Genomic DNA, 16,510 nt, shown 5'->3' on the forward strand with positions numbered 1-16,510 from the left:
ACGAACAAGTGCGGTTCGTATGAAGCACAAAGTCAAACACGTGCACTTCGTCGGGATCGGCGGCATCGGCATGAGCGGCATCGCCGAAGTGCTGCTGAACCAGGACTACAAGGTGAGCGGCTCGGATCTCGCCGAGAACGCGGTCACGCGTCGCCTGCAAAGCCTCGGCGCGACGGTGTTCAAAGGCCACGCCGCCGAGAACATCGGCACGGCGGATGCCGTGGTGATCTCGAGCGCGGTCGCCGAAGACAATCCCGAAGTGCAGGCCGCGCGCGCCAGGCTCGTGCCGGTCGTTCCGCGCGCCCAGATGCTCGCGGAGCTGATGCGCCTGAAGCAGGGCGTCGCGATCGCGGGCACGCACGGCAAGACCACGACGACGAGCCTCACCGCCGCGGTGCTCGCCGAAGGCGGGCTCGATCCGACCTTCGTGATCGGCGGCCGCGTCGAAGCCTTCGGCTCGAACGCGCGCGTCGGCAAAGGCGATTTCATCGTCGTCGAAGCCGACGAGTCGGATGCGTCCTTCCTCTTTCTCCAGCCGTGCCTGTCGGTCGTCACCAACATCGACGCCGACCACATGGCGACGTACGACCATTCGATCGACAAGCTGCGGCAGGCGTTCGTCGATTTTCTGCAGCGTCTTCCGTTCTACGGCGTCGCGGTGCTGTGCATCGACGATCCGGGCGTCCGCGAGATCCTGCCGCGCGTGGCGAAAACCCTCGTCACCTACGGCCTGTCGCCCGAAGCCCAGGTGCGCGCGATCGAGGTCACGCCGAACGGCGGACAGATGGCGTTCAAGGCGGTCGTCGCGGCGAAAGCCGGCCAGCCGGAGCTCACGCTCGACGTGACGCTCAATGTGCCGGGCGTGCACAACGTGCTGAACGCGCTCGCGGCGATCGCCGCCGGCCTCGAGCTCGGTGTGGCGCCGGACCGGATCGCCGCGGCGCTCGCCGGCTTCAAAGGCGTCGGCCGGCGCTTCCAGCGTTACGGCGAGGTCGCGGCCGAAGGCGGCGGCACGTTCACCGTCGTCGACGACTACGGCCATCACCCGGTCGAGATGGCCGCGACGCTCGCCGCCGCGCGCGGCGCGTTCCCCGGCCGGCGGCTGGTGCTCGCGTTCCAGCCGCATCGCTATACGCGCACGCGCGACTGCTTCGACGATTTCGCCAAAGTGCTGTCGACCGTCGACGCGCTCGTGCTCGCCGAGGTCTATCCGGCCGGCGAGGCGCCGATCGTCGCGGCGGACGGCCGGGCGCTCGCGCGCGCGGTGCGCGTGCTCGGCAAGGTCGAGCCGATCTTCGTGGAGACGGTGGGAGAAGTGCCCGACGCGATACGCGCGATCGCGCGCGACGGCGACGTGGTGCTGACCATGGGCGCGGGTTCCATAGGCGGTGTTCCGGGATTGCTGGCGAATGCGGAGTGAAGCGTTGATCCAGACCAGCCCGCTGCGAGGCGAGCTCAAACGTGACGAGGCGATGGCCCGCCACGTGAGCTGGCGCGCCGGCGGCAGCGTCGACCGCGCGTACCGGCCCGCCGATCTCGACGATCTCGCCGCGTTCCTGCGCTCGCTCCCCGCCGCGGAGCCGGTGTACTTCGTCGGGCTCGGCAGCAACCTCCTGGTGCGCGACGGCGGGCTGCGCGGCACGGTCGTCTTCACGCACTGGGCGTTTCGCGAGATCGAGCTGGCCGATTTGAACGAAACCGAAGGCGAGATCCGCGCCGACGCCGGCGTCGCGAGCCCGAAGGTCGCGCGCTTCGCCGCACTGCACGGACTGGTCGGCGCCGAGTTCCTCGCGGGCATACCGGGGACGATCGGCGGCGCGCTCGCGATGAACGCCGGCTGTTACGGCGGGGAGACCTGGAACGTGGTGCGCCGCGTGGTGACGATCGACCGCTCGGGCGAGCTGCACGAGCGCACGCGGGCGCAGTACCGCATCGGCTATCGCACGGTCGTGCGCCGGTGCAGCCAGATCGCGAGCGTGGCGGCGCCCGACGCGATCAAGCGCCGCGCCGGGGTCGACGAGTGGTTCGTCTCGGCGGTGATCGCGCTGCCGCGCGGCGACGGGGACGAGTCGAGGCGGAAAGTCAAAGAGCTGCTCTCGCGCCGCATCGCGACGCAGCCGCTGGGCGAGCCGAACGCGGGATCGGTGTTCCGCAATCCGCCGGGCAGCTACGCCGCGAAGCTCATCGAAGACTGCGGTCTCAAAGGCCGCGCCATCGGCGGGGCGGTGATCAGCGAAAAGCACGCCAACTTCATCGTCAACAAGGGCGGTGCGCGCGCGGCGGACATCGAGGCGCTGATCGAGCTCGCGCAATCGAGCGTGAAGACCAAGTTCGGGATCGAGCTGGAACGCGAAGTCCGGATAGTCGGTGAGGCGGCATGAGCGCGAAATACGGAAAGGTGGCGGTGCTCCTCGGCGGCCGTTCGGCCGAACGCGAAGTCTCGCTCAGGAGCGGCGGCATGGTGCTCGACGCGCTCAAGCGCAAAGGGGTCGACGCGCACGCGTTCGATCCCCGCGACCAGGGGCTGGAACAGCTCATCGCGCAGCGCTTCGACCGCGTGTTCATCGCGCTGCACGGCCGGTTCGGCGAGGACGGCACGGTGCAGGGCGCGCTCGAGTACCTGGGCCTGCCGTATACCGGCAGCGGTGTGATGGCGAGCGCGCTCGCCATGGACAAATGGCGCACCAAGCTGCTGTGGCAGGCGGCCGGAGTGTCGACGCCGCCGTACGAGATGCTCACCCGCGACAGCGATTTTGCCGCGGTGGCGCAGCGTATCGGGCTGCCGCTCATGGTCAAGCCCGCGCGCGAAGGCTCGAGCATCGGCATGAGCAAGGTGCAGACGGTCGAGAAGCTGGAGGCCGCCTACGAGGTCGCGGCGCAGTACGACGACACGATCATCGCCGAGCGCTTCGTCGACGGCTTCGAGGTCACCGCTGCGATCCTCAACGACGAGCCGCTGCCGCTGATCAAGCTCGAGACCCCCCGCGTCTTCTACGACTACGAAGCGAAGTATTTCGCGAACGACACGCGCTACATCTGTCCGTCGGGGCTGCCGGCCGAGCAGGAGCGCGCCATCCAGGCCGAGGTCCTGCGCGCCTTCCGCCTGGTGGGCTGCAAGGGCTGGGGCCGCGTCGACGTCATGGTCGACGGCGCCGGCAAGGCCTACCTGCTCGAGATCAACACGATCCCGGGCATGACCGATCACAGCCTGGTGCCGATGGCGGCCAAGGCACGCGGCCTCTCGTTCGACGATCTGTGCCTCGCGATCCTGGACTCGGCGCATGTGGGATAGGCCCGACCTCCTCAACCGCATCGCGAACGCGCTGGTGGCGACCGCGGTGCTGCTCGCGCTGTTCGGCGCCGGCTGGTACGTCGTGCACCTGCCGGCCTTCGCGCTGCGCGAGCTCGAGATGGTCGGCGACACCGCCCACGTCACGCGCGCGCAGGTCGAGACGATCGTGAAGAACGAGCTGCAGGGCACCTTCTTCACGCTCAACCTGCCGCGCCTGCGCGTCGCGTTCGTGAAGCTGCCGTGGGTGCGCGAAGTCACGCTGCGCCGGCGCTGGCCCGCGAAGCTCGAGGTGTCGATCGCCGAGCACGTGCCGCTCGCGCGCTGGGGCAATTCGGCGCTGGTGAACACGCACGGCGAAGTTTTCGACGCCGCTTACGACGGAAAGCTGCCGATTTTCATCGGACCCTCTGGTACTTCGAAGGAAATCGCGATTCAATACGATTTCTTCAGACGAGTACTGGCGAGCATCGATGCGAAACCGGTCATGGTGCAGGTGACACCGCGGCGCGCGTGGCAGGTGAAGCTCGAGAACGGTCCGACGCTCGAGCTCGGACGCGAAGACGTCGAGGCGCGTCTCGCGCGCTATATCCAGGTGCACGAACGCACCGTCGGCGTGTTGAAGCGCCGCGTCGATTACGTCGATCTGCGCTATCCGAACGGCTTCGCGGTGCGCATACCCGGGCTCAAGGGGGAGCCCGAACCGGGAGCCAAGCCGAAACCTGCGGTGAAACAAAAGAAAGTACGTAGCGCCGAAAGGCGCATAGGGGGGCCGTTAGCGGCCGAAGCGAAGCGAAGGACGGCGTACCTTTATTCATGAGCAGAAGCAAGGACAACAAGAAACTGGTCGTCGGCCTCGACATCGGCACGTCGAAGATCGCGTGCATCGTCGCCGAGATCACGCCCGAAGGGGGTTTCGAGATCGTCGGCATGGGCAACTGCCCGGCCAAAGGCCTGAAGAAAGGCGTCGTGGTCAACATCGAGACCACGGTGCAGGCGATCCAGCGCGCGCTCGAGGAAGCCGAGCTGATGGCCGACTGCAAGATCAAGGACGTCTACACCGGGATCGCCGGCAGCCACATCAAGAGCTTCAACTCGCAGGGCATGGTCGCGATCAAGGACAAGGAGGTCGGCCAGGCCGACATCGACCGCGTCATCGAGACCGCCAAGGCGGTGCAGATCCCGAACGACCAGCAGATCCTGCACATCCTCAACCAGGAATTCATCATCGACGGCCAGGAGGACGTGCGCGAGCCGATCGGCATGTCCGGCGTGCGGCTGGAGGTGAAAGTCCACATCGTCACCGGCGCGGTGTCGGCCGCGCAGAACATCATCAAGTGCGTGCGCCGCTGCGGGCTGGAAGTGAGCGATCTCATCCTCCAGCCGCTCGCCTCGGCGATGGCGGTGGTCTCCGAGGACGAGAAAGACCTCGGCGTGGCGCTCGTCGACATCGGCGGCGGCACGACCGACCTCGCGATCTTCACCCACGGCGCGATCCGCCACACCGCGGTGATCCCGATCGCCGGCGACCAGATCACCAACGACATCGCGATGGCGCTGCGCACGCCGACCAAGGACGCCGAAGACCTGAAGCAGGCCTACGGCTGCGCGCTGTCGCAGCTCGCCGACCCGCAGCAGATGATCGAAGTGCCCGGCATCGGCGACCGCGGCTCGCGCGAGCTGTCGAGGAAGACGCTGGCCGAGGTGATCGAGCCGCGCGTCGAGGAGCTCTATTCGCTGGTGCAGGCGGAGCTGCGCCGGAGCGGTTACGAGGAGCTGCTGTCGTCGGGGATCGTGATCACCGGCGGCTCCAGCCTCATGCAGGGCATGGTCGAGCTGGGGGAAGAGATCTTCCACATGCCGGTGCGCGTCGGCGTCCCGCATTACAACGGCGCGCTCGCCGAAGTGGTCAAGCACCCGCGCTACTCGACCGCAGTGGGGCTGCTCGTCGCGGGCAAGGAGCAGCACCGCCAGCGCGAGCTCGCGCACATGCACATCAGCTCGTTCCAGCAGCTCATCGACAGGATGAAGGCATGGTTTACCGGCAACTTCTAACGGAGAGGTCGCACGCACGCTGGCGCGAGCGACCCGCGCTTCTAGGGGTGCGCTCGCGCGACGCGTCGCGTTCACGAGCGCTGGACGGTTCAGGACACGAAGTCAAAAGCAGCCAGAAAAGCAGATGTACCGATACGGAATCAACACATAAGCGGAAAAGGAGAAGTCCATGATTGAGCTCATCGATGCAGGATCTCAAGAAGCGGTGATCAAGGTGATCGGTGTCGGCGGCTGCGGCGGTAACGCGGTCGACCACATGATCGCGCAGGGTGTCGGCGGCGTGGAGTTCATCGTCGCCAACACCGACGCGCAGGCGCTCAAGCGCAACCAGGCGAAGATCCAGCTCCAGCTCGGCACCGAGGTCACCAAGGGCTTGGGCGCGGGCGCCAACCCCGCCGTCGGCCGCGAGGCCGCGATGGAAGACCGGGACCGGATCTCCGAGCTCATCACGGGCGCGGACATGCTGTTCCTGACCGCCGGCATGGGCGGCGGCACCGGCACCGGCGCGGCGCCGGTCGTGGCCGAAGTGGCCAAGGAGCTCGGCATCCTGACCGTCGCGGTCGTCACCAAGCCCTTCGCGTTCGAAGGCAAGCGCCAGCGCATCGCGCAGGAAGGCCTCGACGAGCTCGCGCAGCACGTCGATTCGCTCATCGTCATCCCGAACGACAAGCTGATGCAGGTGCTCGGCACGCAGGTCACGCTGGACGAGGCGTTCCGCTCGGCCAACGACGTGCTGCACGGTGCGGTGGCGGGTATCGCCGAGATCATCTCCTGCCCCGGCATGATCAACGTCGACTTCGCGGACGTGCGCACCGTCATGGCCGAGATGGGCATGGCGATGATGGGCTCGGCGAAAGCCGGCGGCCCGGACCGCGCGCGTGTCGCCGCGGAACAGGCGGTCGCGTGCCCGCTGCTCGAGGACATCAACATCTCCGACGCGCGCGGCGTGCTGGTCAACATCTCGGCCAACCGCACCAGCTTCCAGCTCCAGGAGATGTACGACGTGATGGAGACGATCAAGGCCTTCGCGGCCGAATCGGCGACAGTCATCGTCGGCACGGTGTACGACGAGGCGCTCGAAGACCAGCTTCGGGTGACGATCGTCGCGACCGGCCTCGGCAAGCCCAGCGTGCGCCAGCAGCCCAAGCCCCAGATCTCGGTCGTCACCCAGCGCACCGGGACCGACAACCACGGGGTCGAGGTCGAGATCGACTACGACGCGCTGGAGCAGCCGGCGGTCATCCGCCGCCGTAACCGCGACGCGACGGTCGAGGCGATGCGGCAGTCGGGGGTGGATATGCTCGATATCCCGGCGTTCCTGCGCAAGCAGGCGGACTGAGGGGGACGTGAAGGGTGAATGTGTGAAGGGTGAAGGGACGGTGTCCCCGCCCTTCACCCTTCACGCCGCTCTTGTAACCACCTGTAAAGCTTTTTGCGGTGCGGCAATTGCACATGCTAAACTTCGCGCCCTAAAAATATGAGTCCAGAGCACTTTTAGTGATCTACCAGCGTACGCTCAAAAACTCGATCCGCGCGACCGGCGTCGGGCTGCATACGGGAGAGAAGGTCTATCTCACGTTGCGGCCTGCCGCGGTCGACACCGGCATCGTGTTCCGCCGCATCGACCTGCCGGATCCGGTCGAGATCAAGGCGGAGCCGTACGCGGTCGGCGATACGCGTCTCTCATCGTGTCTGGTGAAAGACGGCGCGCGCGTCGGGACGGTCGAGCACCTGATGTCGGCGCTGTCCGGGCTCGGCGTCGATAACGCTTACGTCGATCTCACCGCGGCCGAAGTGCCGATCATGGACGGCAGCGCGGGTCCTTTCGTCTTCCTGATCCAGTCCGCGGGCATCGAAGAGCAGAAAGCGTTCAAGCGATTCATCCGCGTCAAAAAGCGCGTCGAGGTGCGGCACGGCGACAAGTGGGTGCGCTTCGATCCGCACAACGGCTTCAGGCTCGACCTCGCGATCGACTTCGATCACCCGGTGCTCGAGCGCACCAAGCAATCCCTCACCGTCGATTTCGCGACGACGTCGTACGTGAAGGAAGTGAGCCGCGCCCGCACGTTCGGCTTCATGCAGGAAGTCGAGTGGATGCGCGAGCAGGGCCTCGCGCTCGGCGGCAGCCTCGACAATGCGATCGTGATGGACGAGTATCGCGTGCTCAACAGCGAGGGCCTGCGCTACGACGACGAGTTCGTGAAGCACAAGATCCTCGATGCGATCGGCGACCTGTATCTCCTCGGCCACCCGCTGATCGGCGCGTTCTCCGGCTACAAGTCCGGCCACGCGCTCAACAACGCGCTGCTGCGCGCGCTGCTGGAAGAGCAGGATGCGTGGGAGTTCGTGAAGTTCGAGCGTCCGGAAGACGCCCCGGCGTTCCTGCCGTGGCAGTCGCACGCCGCTCCGGCCTGACCTCGCGCGGCGCGCCTGACGCGTGCTGGTCCTTCGTTTCGTCGTCGTACTAGGACTGCTTGCGGTCGCGCTTTCGGTCGGCCTTTACTTCTACACCCGCGACCGGCGCTACCTCGCGTGGGCGTGGCGCGTCGTGCAGTTCGCGTTCGTGGTCGTGATCGTCGCGATGCTTCTTTACGTGCTCGAGCGGCTGGTCCTCATCTAGCGCCGCCTGGTGTCGCGCGGCGAGCCGCGCGACCGCCGCCTTCAGAGGGCCCTCCGGCATCGTCTGGGCGAGCGCCCCGAAGCGCCGCACGGTCGCTTCGGAAAGCGGCTTCTTGCGCGACGTAGCAAACGAAACGCCTTGCCGCCCACGAACTTGCACCTCTATCCGGATTTGGTTAATCTCGGCCTCGGTTTCGCGTATCGCGGCCAATAAACGCGGTGCCAGTTGCTTCAGCTTCGCCGCAACCGCCGCATTATCAGCAAAGACAAAAAGCGTTCCCGCCCGGCACCCTTTCACCCGGCTCGAGCCAGCGAGTTCCCGGGGGGCGGTTCTGACATATAACGATTGCAGCTCCGCAAGGCGTTTCACGCGCGCCTTCAGCGCTTTGAGCGTTTCGGTCGTGCCGAACAATTGACCGAACGTGGTGAGCGGCATTTTGGGGAGCGCGGGGTAGTGGGAGGGTCGAGACGATGGACATCATTCTAGTCTCCGGACGACTCGCCAGAGCGAAGACCCTGACGGTAAGCCTGCCCAAGCTCGCGCTTGCGGGGGTGCTGGCGCTGGGTCTCATCGTCACGGCGACGACCGCTGTCAACCTCGTGGCGCTGCGCTACGCCGCCGAACTCAAAGTCCCCTTTGTGAACCGCCTGTTCTCGCTCGCCGAGCCCGGCCAGCCCCAGCGCGAGCTCGACGTCCGCGAGAACCTCAACGCGATGGCGATGCGCCTCGGCCAGATGCAGGCGCAGCTCCTGCGGCTGGACACCCTCGGCGAGCGCCTCGCCAAGCTGGCCGGCTTCCGCCCCCAGGACCTCATGTTCGGCCAGACGCCGGGTCAGGGCGGCGCCCCGTCGACCATCCCCAGCCAGGACCTGTCCTTCGGCGACCTGTCGCGGCAGCTCGACGCGCTCACCCGGGCGCTCGACGACCGCGGCGACAAAATGGGCGTGCTGGATTCGCTGTATACGATGGACAGCGCGAGGAAGAAGCTCATCCCGACGGTGCTTCCGCTGGTGATGGGCGGATGGAACTCGTCGAACTACGGCTGGCGCATCGATCCCTTCAACGGCCAGCGCGCGTTCCACGAAGGCATCGACTTCATCGCGCCCGCGGGCACACCGATACGGGCCGCCGCGGGCGGGGTGGTCGTCTACTCCGACTTCCACCCGCAGTATGGTAATATGGTCGAGATCGACCACGGGAACGAGCTCGTGTCGCGTTACGCGCATGCCTCGAAACGCCTGGTCAAGGTTGGAGACGTCGTATTGAGCGGCGCGCTGATCGCCGAAGTCGGCCGCAGCGGACGCTCCACGGGAACACATCTGCACTTTGAGGTCCGGCACCGCGGCGTTCCGCAGAATCCAGCGCACTTTCTGCGAGCGCCCGGCTAAGCTCAAGGACCATCAACGAACCTAGGGTGGGGCATCTTCCCCACCCTTTTTTTATGAATCCGCGTATGCGCCGCGGGTTGCCAGGCTGGGTCTAGCGATGATTCAAGGAGTCCTCAAGAAGATATTCGGCAGCCGCAACGAGCGCCTGCTGAAGCAGTACGGCCGCATCGTGCGCGAGATCAACGGGCTCGAGCCCGAGATCGCGCGGCTCTCCGACGAGCAGCTTCGCGCCAAGACCGACGAGTTCAGAAAGCGCATCCAGGACCGGCTCGCGAAAGTACAGCCCAAGGCGGCCGAGGACGCGGACGCCGAGGCGGCGGCCACGTCGAAGACCGAGGACGCGCTCGACCGCGCTCGCCGCGAAGCGCTCGACGACATCCTGCCCGAGGCGTTCGCCGTCGTGCGCGAAGCGGGCAAGCGCGTGCTCAACATGCGCCATTTCGACGTGCAGCTGATCGGCGGCATAGCGCTGCACAACGGCAAGATCTCCGAGATGCGCACCGGCGAGGGCAAGACGCTCGTCGCGACCCTGCCGTCGTACCTGAATGCGCTCGCCGGCATCGGGGTGCACATCGTCACGGTCAACGACTACCTCGCCCAGCGCGACTCGGACTGGATGGGCAAGATCCACCGCTTCCTGGGTCTGACCGTCGGCGTCAACCTGTCGCAGATGCCGCACGAGCAGAAGCAGGTCGCCTACGCCGCGGACATCACCTACGGCACCAACAACGAGTTCGGTTTCGACTATCTCCGCGACAACATGGTGTTCCACAACTCGGAGAAAGTGCAGCGCGCCCTCTATTTCGCCATCGTCGACGAGGTCGACTCGATCCTGATCGACGAAGCGCGCACGCCGCTCATCATCTCCGGGCAGGCGGAGGACACCACCGACAACTACGTGCGCATCGACGCGATCGCGCCCAAGCTCATCCGGCAGAAGGAAGAGAAGGGCGAAGGCGATTACTGGGTCGACGAGAAGGCCCACCAGGTCATCCTCTCCGAGCAGGGCCACGAGCACGCCGAGGCGCTGATGGAGCAGGCGGGGCTGCTGCCGGAGAACAGCAGCCTGTACGACGCCGCGAACATCAACCTCATGCACCACCTCAACGCGGCGCTGCGCGCGCACAACCTGTTCCACAAGGACCAGCAGTACGTGGTGCAGGACAACGAGATCGTCATCGTCGACGAGTTCACCGGGCGCCTGATGCCCGGCCGGCGCTGGTCCGAGGGCCTGCACCAGGCGGTGGAAGCGAAAGAGCGCGTCGAGATCCAGAAAGAGAACCAGACGCTCGCGACGATCACGTTCCAGAACTACTTCCGGATGTACAAGAAGCTCTCGGGCATGACCGGCACGGCCGACACCGAGGCCTACGAGTTCCAGCAGATCTACGGGCTGGAGACGGTCATCATCCCGACGCACCGCAAGATGGTCCGCGACGACCGCATGGACCAGGTCTATCGCACCTCGCGCGAGAAGTACCAGGCGATCATCAACGACATCCGCGACTGTCACGAGCGGGGCCAGCCGGTGCTCGTCGGCACCACCTCGATCGAGAACTCGGAGCTCATCTCCGGGATGCTCAAGAAGGAAGGGCTCCCCCACAACGTGCTCAACGCGAAGCAGCACGCGCGCGAAGCCGAGATCGTGGTGCAGGCGGGGCGCCCGAAAGTGATCACGATCGCGACCAACATGGCCGGTCGCGGCACCGACATCGTGCTCGGCGGCAATCCCGCGCCCGAGATCGCGCAGGTCGAGTCCGACGAGGCGCTCGCCGAGGCCGAGAAGCAGCAGCGGATCCAGCAGATCCGCGACAAGTGGCAGGAGCTGCACAACGAAGTCCTGAAGTCCGGCGGCCTGCACATCGTGGGCACCGAGCGCCACGAGTCGCGGCGCATCGACAACCAGCTCCGCGGTCGTTCGGGCCGGCAGGGCGACCCGGGCTCGAGCCGCTTCTATCTGTCGCTCGAGGACCAGCTGCTGCGCATCTTCGCCTCCGACCGCGTCGCCGCGATCATGGACCGGCTGAAGATGCCCGAAGGCGAGGCGATCGAGCACCCGTGGGTGACGCGCTCGATCGAGAACGCCCAGCGCAAGGTCGAGGCGCGAAACTTCGACATGCGCAAGCACCTGCTCGAGTACGACGACGTCGCCAACGATCAGCGCCGCGTGATCTACCAGCAGCGCAACGAGCTGCTCGAAGCCGACGACATCTCCTCGACGATCAAGGGCATGCGTGCCGACGTGATCGGCGGCTACTTCGACGACTACGTGCAGCCCGGCAGCCTCGAAGAGCAGTGGGACATCGCGGGCCTCGAGCGCACGCTCCAGGCCGAGGTGGGGCTCGCGCTGCCGGTCAAGTCGTGGCTCGAAGCCGAAGGCGAGCTCGACGAGAACGAGCTCAAGAAGCGGGTCATCGAGGCGGCGCACCAGCACTACGAGAACAAGATCGCGAACTACGATCTCACCCAGATCCACGGCTACGAGCGCATGGTCATGCTGCAAAGCCTCGACCAGCACTGGCGCGAGCACCTGGCGGCGCTCGACCACCTGCGCCAGGGCATCCACCTGCGCGGCTACGCCCAGAAGAACCCGCAGCAGGAATACAAGCGCGAGGCGTTCGAGCTCTTCACGCTGCTGCTCGAGCAGATCAAGGCCGAGGTCACCAAGGTACTGATGATGGTCGTGTTCAGGAGCCCGCAGGAGCTCGAGCAGATCCAGACCGAGGAGCCCGAGGCGCCGACCCACGTCGAGTACCAGCATCCGGAGTACGGCGACGGCGGCATGGGCGTGTCGCAGGCCGACATGGCCGAAGGCGACGTCGCGGTGCTCGACCGCCCGCAGCCTTATCAGCGCGTCGGCGAGAAGGTCGGCCGCAACGACCCGTGCCCGTGCGGCTCGGGCAAGAAGTACAAGCACTGCCACGGGAAGTTGACTTGATGCGGCCATGCCGCATCAACGTCATCCGGAGGAACGAAGTGACGAAGCAATCCCGAGACGTTCGATAATGCCGGTCAACCTCAGCGCGCCCGATCCGAAGAGCCTGCACGCAATCGCCGGCGTCGAGCTCGGCATCGCCGAGGCGGGCATCCGCAAGGCGAACCGCAAGGACCTTCTCGTCATCCGCCTCGCCGAGCGCGCGCAGGTGGCGGGCGTCTTTACGAAGAACCGTTTCTGCGCCGCGCCGGTGGTCGTGTGCCGCGAGCACCTCGAGGCCGGCGCCCACATCCGCGCGCTCGTCATCAATACCGGCAACGCGAACGCCGGCACCGGCGAGCCCGGGCTGGCCGCGGCGCGCGCGACGTGCGAGGCGCTGGCGAAAGAGCTCGGCTGCGCTCCGCAGCAAGTGCTGCCTTTTTCCACCGGCGTCATCATGGAGCAGCTTCCGGTGGAGCGCATCGTCTCGGCGCTGCCGAGCTGCCTCGGTAACCTGCGCGCGGACGAGTGGGCGAATGCGGCCGAAGCGATCATGACGACCGACACCGTGCCGAAAGCGGCGTCGGGCCGCTATCGGACCCGCGTCGGGGAAATCACCATGACCGGCATCTCCAAAGGCGCCGGCATGATTCGTCCGAACATGGCGACGATGCTCGGTTTCGTTGCGACCGACGCGCGGATCAGCGCCTCGCTGCTGCAGCGGGCGTGCGCCTACGCTGCCGACCGGTCGTTCAATTGCATCACCGTGGACGGCGATACGTCGACCAACGATTCCTTCATCGTGATGGCGACGGGGCGCGCCGATATGCGCGAGATCGCCGATCCGAGCTCGAGCGAGTACGTCGAGTTCCGCGATGCGCTCACCGACATCGCCGAGCGGCTCGCGCACGCGATCATCCGCGACGGCGAAGGCGCGACCAAGTTCATCACCGTCCGCGTCGACGGCGGGCGCGACGAAGCCGAGTGCCGCAAGGTCGCCTATGCCATCGCGCACTCGCCGCTGGTGAAGACCGCGTTCTTCGCCTCCGATCCCAACCTCGGGCGCATCCTGGCGGCGGTCGGCTACGCCGGCATCGAGGACCTCGACGTCGGCACGGTCGACCTCTACCTGGACGACGTGCTCGTCGCCAAGGGCGGCGGGCGCCATGTCGCGTACCAGGAAGCCGACGGCCAGCGCGTGATGAAGCAGAGCGAGATCACCGTGCGCGTGGTGCTCGGCCGCGGCGCCGCGCAGGTCAGCGTGTGGACGTGCGATTTCTCGCACGACTACGTCAGCATCAACGCCGATTACCGCAGCTGACCGCTGCACCGCTCATGAAGGACGTGAACGACCTCATCCTCCGCGCCGAGCGCCTGCTCGCGCGGCTCGAAACGATGCTGCCCGCGCAGCCGGGGCCGGTGGACTGGGACGCGTCGATCGGCTTCCGCTGGCGCCGCAAGGGCAATCACGGAGGAATCGAGCCGGTCGCGCACGTGCATCGCATCGCGCTCGCCGACCTGCAGAACATCGACCGCCAGAAAGCGCTGGTGCAGGAGAACACGCGGCAGTTCGTCGAAGGGCTGCCCGCCAACAACGTGCTCCTCACCGGCGCGCGCGGCACCGGCAAGTCCTCGCTCATCAAGGCCCTGCTGAACGAGTACGCCGCGCAGGGACTGCGGCTCATCGAGGTCGAAAAGCAGGACCTCGTCGACCTGACGGACATCGTCGATCTCATCGCGGGACGGCCCGAGCGCTTCATCCTGTACTGCGACGACCTTTCGTTCGAGGCCGACGAGCCGGGCTACAAGGCGCTGAAAGTCGTGCTCGACGGCTCGATCGCCGCGGCGTCGGACAACTGCCTGGTCTACGCGACCTCCAACCGCCGCCACCTCATGCCCGAGTACATGAACGAGAACCTCGAGTACCGGCACGTCGGCGAGGAGATCCATCCCGGCGAGACCTCGGAAGAGAAGATCTCGCTGTCCGAGCGCTTCGGGTTGTGGTGCTCGTTCTACCCGTTCGACCAGGACGAGTACTTGCGCATCGTCGACGTGTGGATCGCGCGCTTCGGCGTTCCCGGCGCGGGCACCGAGGACGCGCACAAGGCGGCGCTGCAATGGGCGCTGTCGCGAAGCTCGCGCAGCGGCCGCGTGGCGTGGCAGTTCGCGCGCGACTGGGCCGGCAAGCAGCGGATGAAGAAGGTTGAGTAGCGCAGGCGCCTCGCCTGCGGCGCGGCCCCGCGTCGAGGTCGTCGCGGCGGTACTTCAGCAGCCCGACGGTTCGTTCCTCCTCGCCCAGCGTCCCGAAGGCAAGGTCTACGCGGGCTACTGGGAATTCCCCGGCGGCAAGGTCGAGTCCGACGAGACACCCGAAGCCGCGCTCGCGCGCGAGCTGCACGAAGAGCTCTTCATCGACGTTCGGCACGCCTATCCGTGGCTCACGCGCGACTACGATTACGAGCACGCCGCGGTGCGGCTCTTCTTCTATCGCGTCACGGCATGGTCGGGCGAGCTGCACGGCCGCGAGAACCAGGCGTTCGCGTGGCAGCGCATCGACGCGCTGACCGCCTCGCCGCTGCTGCCCGCCAACGGTCCGATCCTGCGCGCGCTGGCGCTGCCGACGTTCTACGGCGTGAGCAACGCGAGCGAAGTGGGTACTCACACATTCCTGCAACGCCTTGAATCGGCGCTGCAAAGCGGTTTGAAGCTCGTACAGCTCCGCGAGAAGGACATGGACGGCGCGGCGCTCTCCGATCTCGCGCGACGTACGTGTGCGCTCGCTCACACCCACGGCGCCAAAGTGCTCGTGAACGGCGACGCGTCGCTGGCATCGAGCGCAGGCGCCGACGGCGTGCACCTCACCGCGCGCGAGCTGGCGCTCAGCGCATCGCGTCCTGATTTCGAGCTCGTCGGCGCGTCGTGCCACGACGAAGCCGAGCTCGCGCGCGCGGCAAGGCTCGGTCTCGACTTCGCGGTGCTCGGCCCGGTCAGGGACACCGCGAGCCATCCGGGCGCGCGCACGCTGGGTTTCGCGCGCTTTCGCGAGCTCGTGCGCAACTATCCGCTGCCGGTGTTCGCGATCGGGGGATTGGGTAAGGACGACCTCGATGCCGCGTGGTCGGCCGGCGCGCACGGGATCGCGGCGATACGAGGCGCCTGGACGTAGGGTGCGTGGTAACGCACCGCTAAAGGCGCGGTGCGCTGGCGCGCACCCTACGTATCAATTACGGGGAGGTTCGCCCTGCGAGTCCTGGTCGAGCGACTCGTCGTCTTCGGCGACCGGGATGCGATACGACTCGTTCGCCCACGCGCCGAGGTCGATCATCTTGCAGCGCTCGGAGCAGAACGGCCGGTAGCGGTTCTGGGGGTCCCACTCGACCATGGTCCCGCACCGGGGACAGGCGACCTTCTTCCGGCTAGAGGTTGCAGAACGTGAGCTCGAACTCGACATCGCCTTCGAACGCTTTGGGACGCTGCATGCCTTCCTGCGTCATGAAGCGGATGTTCAGCGCGTACTTGTTGGCGCTGATCTCCGGGACGCACGCATACGATCTGGCAAGCCGCACGCCTACCATCTGCGCGACGCGGCCGGTCATCATCTGCTGATACGTTCCCTGCTGAGCCACCTGCATGCTGCTCTTGCCGCTCGCGCGTAAAAGCCGCAGCACGATGTCGACCGCGTCACGCACGGGCAGGAAAGGCGCCAGCCACTGCTCGAGATCCTGGCGCTGCTGCTGCGGTTCCTGGTGCAGCCAGTAGTGGTAGGCGGGCAGGTCGAACTCGCAGATTCCGCCGGGGATGTTGGTGCGCTGCTTGATGCTCATCAGCCACTCGTTCTCACGCAGCTCCTGTCCGATTTTCCCGGACGCCTGATAGAGGCGCGAGGCGGCCTGGTCGATCTGAGTGAGGACGTTCTGCAGCGCCTGCTCCGAGATGTCGGGATTGCCGCGCAGCGCTTCGAGCGATTGCTTCTGGCGCTCCAGCTCCTGCAAGAGATCCGATTTGAGATCGGCGCGCGCCGCGACTTCGTAGATTTCGAAGATCAGGAGCAGCGCGGCGTGATGCTCGAGCGCCTCGCCCTTGCCGAGAAAGTAGTCCAGGCGCTCGTACAAGTCCTCCAAGCGGAGCAACGTCCGGATGCGCTCGCTCAGCGGGTACTCATAACTGATCACGCAAAGCCCCGGACGGTTGAATTGGCGAAGTATTCACCAAAAGCCGGCAAAAATAAAGGCTTTCTTCGCGTC

The 16,510-nt window shown here is 66.4% G+C and carries 15 protein-coding genes; 12 read left to right on the forward strand and 3 right to left on the reverse strand.

Annotated features, from left to right (window positions below; translation table 11 throughout):
* The first annotated feature begins 19 nt into the window (after positions 1-19).
* From murC to lpxC, 7 genes are all read left to right on the forward strand, one after another.
* A complete protein-coding gene (murC, locus tag VHP37_10240) occupies positions 20-1,420 on the forward strand; it encodes a UDP-N-acetylmuramate--L-alanine ligase (protein HEX2826713.1) in 1,401 nt (466 codons plus the stop codon).
* A 4-nt stretch (positions 1,421-1,424) separates the two neighbouring features.
* Positions 1,425-2,381: a UDP-N-acetylmuramate dehydrogenase gene (gene murB, locus VHP37_10245; GenBank protein HEX2826714.1), complete on the forward strand. Its 957-nt coding sequence runs from the start codon at positions 1,425-1,427 to the stop codon at positions 2,379-2,381.
* The gene (locus tag VHP37_10250; GenBank protein HEX2826715.1) at positions 2,378-3,292 is read left to right on the forward strand and encodes a D-alanine--D-alanine ligase; all 915 of its coding nucleotides are present in this window, start codon (positions 2,378-2,380) and stop codon (positions 3,290-3,292) included. The genes murB and VHP37_10250 overlap by 4 nt, the downstream gene beginning before the upstream one ends.
* Positions 3,282-4,109, forward strand: a complete 828-nt coding sequence (locus VHP37_10255) for a cell division protein FtsQ/DivIB (GenBank protein HEX2826716.1) — start codon at positions 3,282-3,284, stop codon at positions 4,107-4,109. The genes VHP37_10250 and VHP37_10255 overlap by 11 nt, the downstream gene beginning before the upstream one ends.
* Positions 4,106-5,344 carry a cell division protein FtsA gene (gene ftsA, locus VHP37_10260; protein ID HEX2826717.1) on the forward strand — a complete coding sequence of 413 codons (1,239 nt, stop codon included), beginning with the start codon at positions 4,106-4,108 and terminating at the stop codon, positions 5,342-5,344. The genes VHP37_10255 and ftsA overlap by 4 nt, the downstream gene beginning before the upstream one ends.
* Before the next feature lie 169 nt (positions 5,345-5,513).
* Positions 5,514-6,683 carry a cell division protein FtsZ gene (ftsZ, locus tag VHP37_10265; GenBank protein ID HEX2826718.1) on the forward strand — a complete coding sequence of 390 codons (1,170 nt, stop codon included), beginning with the start codon at positions 5,514-5,516 and terminating at the stop codon, positions 6,681-6,683.
* A 158-nt stretch (positions 6,684-6,841) separates the two neighbouring features.
* Positions 6,842-7,759: a UDP-3-O-acyl-N-acetylglucosamine deacetylase gene (gene lpxC, locus VHP37_10270; protein ID HEX2826719.1), complete on the forward strand. Its 918-nt coding sequence runs from the start codon at positions 6,842-6,844 to the stop codon at positions 7,757-7,759.
* A 49-nt stretch (positions 7,760-7,808) separates the two neighbouring features.
* Here the strand turns inward: lpxC and VHP37_10275 are convergent, their stop codons facing one another.
* The gene (locus tag VHP37_10275; GenBank protein ID HEX2826720.1) at positions 7,809-8,399 is read right to left on the reverse strand and encodes a DciA family protein; all 591 of its coding nucleotides are present in this window, start codon (positions 8,397-8,399) and stop codon (positions 7,809-7,811) included.
* Between the two features lie 35 nt (positions 8,400-8,434).
* Here VHP37_10275 and VHP37_10280 point away from each other — a divergent pair, with 35 nt between their 5' ends.
* The 5 genes from VHP37_10280 (at position 8,435) to VHP37_10300 (ending at position 15,432) form a co-directional block, all read left to right on the forward strand.
* Positions 8,435-9,352: a M23 family metallopeptidase gene (locus tag VHP37_10280; protein HEX2826721.1), complete on the forward strand. Its 918-nt coding sequence runs from the start codon at positions 8,435-8,437 to the stop codon at positions 9,350-9,352.
* Positions 9,353-9,449: 97 nt separating this feature from the next.
* Positions 9,450-12,290 (forward strand): preprotein translocase subunit SecA, encoded by a 2,841-nt coding sequence (gene secA, locus VHP37_10285; protein HEX2826722.1) that lies wholly within the window; start codon positions 9,450-9,452, stop codon positions 12,288-12,290.
* A gap of 67 nt (positions 12,291-12,357) precedes the next feature.
* Positions 12,358-13,587, forward strand: coding sequence for a bifunctional glutamate N-acetyltransferase/amino-acid acetyltransferase ArgJ (argJ, locus tag VHP37_10290; protein ID HEX2826723.1), 1,230 nt, complete (start codon positions 12,358-12,360; stop codon positions 13,585-13,587).
* Between the two features lie 14 nt (positions 13,588-13,601).
* Entirely contained in the window at positions 13,602-14,477 is an 876-nt protein-coding gene (locus VHP37_10295; protein HEX2826724.1) for an ATP-binding protein, read from the forward strand.
* Complete coding sequence (locus VHP37_10300; GenBank protein ID HEX2826725.1) at positions 14,470-15,432, forward strand: Nudix family hydrolase; 963 nt, start codon at positions 14,470-14,472, stop codon at positions 15,430-15,432. Before VHP37_10295 ends, VHP37_10300 begins: the two co-directional genes overlap by 8 nt.
* A gap of 54 nt (positions 15,433-15,486) precedes the next feature.
* Here the strand turns inward: VHP37_10300 and yacG are convergent, their stop codons facing one another.
* On the reverse strand, positions 15,487-15,717 hold the full coding sequence (gene yacG, locus VHP37_10305; protein HEX2826726.1) for a DNA gyrase inhibitor YacG: 231 nt from the start codon (positions 15,715-15,717) through the stop codon (positions 15,487-15,489).
* Positions 15,683-16,438, reverse strand: coding sequence for a cell division protein ZapD (gene zapD / locus VHP37_10310; GenBank protein ID HEX2826727.1), 756 nt, complete (start codon positions 16,436-16,438; stop codon positions 15,683-15,685). Before zapD ends, yacG begins: the two co-directional genes overlap by 35 nt.
* Positions 16,439-16,510 lie beyond the last annotated feature (72 nt).

The organism is Burkholderiales bacterium (assembly GCA_036262035.1).
Taxonomy (GTDB): domain Bacteria; phylum Pseudomonadota; class Gammaproteobacteria; order Burkholderiales; family SG8-41; genus JAQGMV01.

What these genes read in the sequence shown, in the direction of transcription:
- murC (HEX2826713.1), top strand. Translation starts at nt 20, where the DNA reads ATGAAGCACAAAGTCAAACACGTGCACTTCGTCGGGATCGGCGGCATC.
- VHP37_10250 (HEX2826715.1), top strand. Translation starts at nt 2,378, where the DNA reads ATGAGCGCGAAATACGGAAAGGTGGCGGTGCTCCTCGGCGGCCGTTCG.
- VHP37_10255 (HEX2826716.1), top strand. Translation starts at nt 3,282, where the DNA reads ATGTGGGATAGGCCCGACCTCCTCAACCGCATCGCGAACGCGCTGGTG.
- ftsA (HEX2826717.1), top strand. Translation starts at nt 4,106, where the DNA reads ATGAGCAGAAGCAAGGACAACAAGAAACTGGTCGTCGGCCTCGACATC.
- ftsZ (HEX2826718.1), top strand. Translation starts at nt 5,514, where the DNA reads ATGATTGAGCTCATCGATGCAGGATCTCAAGAAGCGGTGATCAAGGTG.
- VHP37_10275 (HEX2826720.1), bottom strand. Translation starts at nt 8,399, where the DNA reads ATGCCGCTCACCACGTTCGGTCAATTGTTCGGCACGACCGAAACGCTC.
- VHP37_10280 (HEX2826721.1), top strand. Translation starts at nt 8,435, where the DNA reads ATGGACATCATTCTAGTCTCCGGACGACTCGCCAGAGCGAAGACCCTG.
- secA (HEX2826722.1), top strand. Translation starts at nt 9,450, where the DNA reads ATGATTCAAGGAGTCCTCAAGAAGATATTCGGCAGCCGCAACGAGCGC.
- argJ (HEX2826723.1), top strand. Translation starts at nt 12,358, where the DNA reads ATGCCGGTCAACCTCAGCGCGCCCGATCCGAAGAGCCTGCACGCAATC.
- VHP37_10295 (HEX2826724.1), top strand. Translation starts at nt 13,602, where the DNA reads ATGAAGGACGTGAACGACCTCATCCTCCGCGCCGAGCGCCTGCTCGCG.
- yacG (HEX2826726.1), bottom strand. Translation starts at nt 15,717, where the DNA reads ATGTCGAGTTCGAGCTCACGTTCTGCAACCTCTAGCCGGAAGAAGGTC.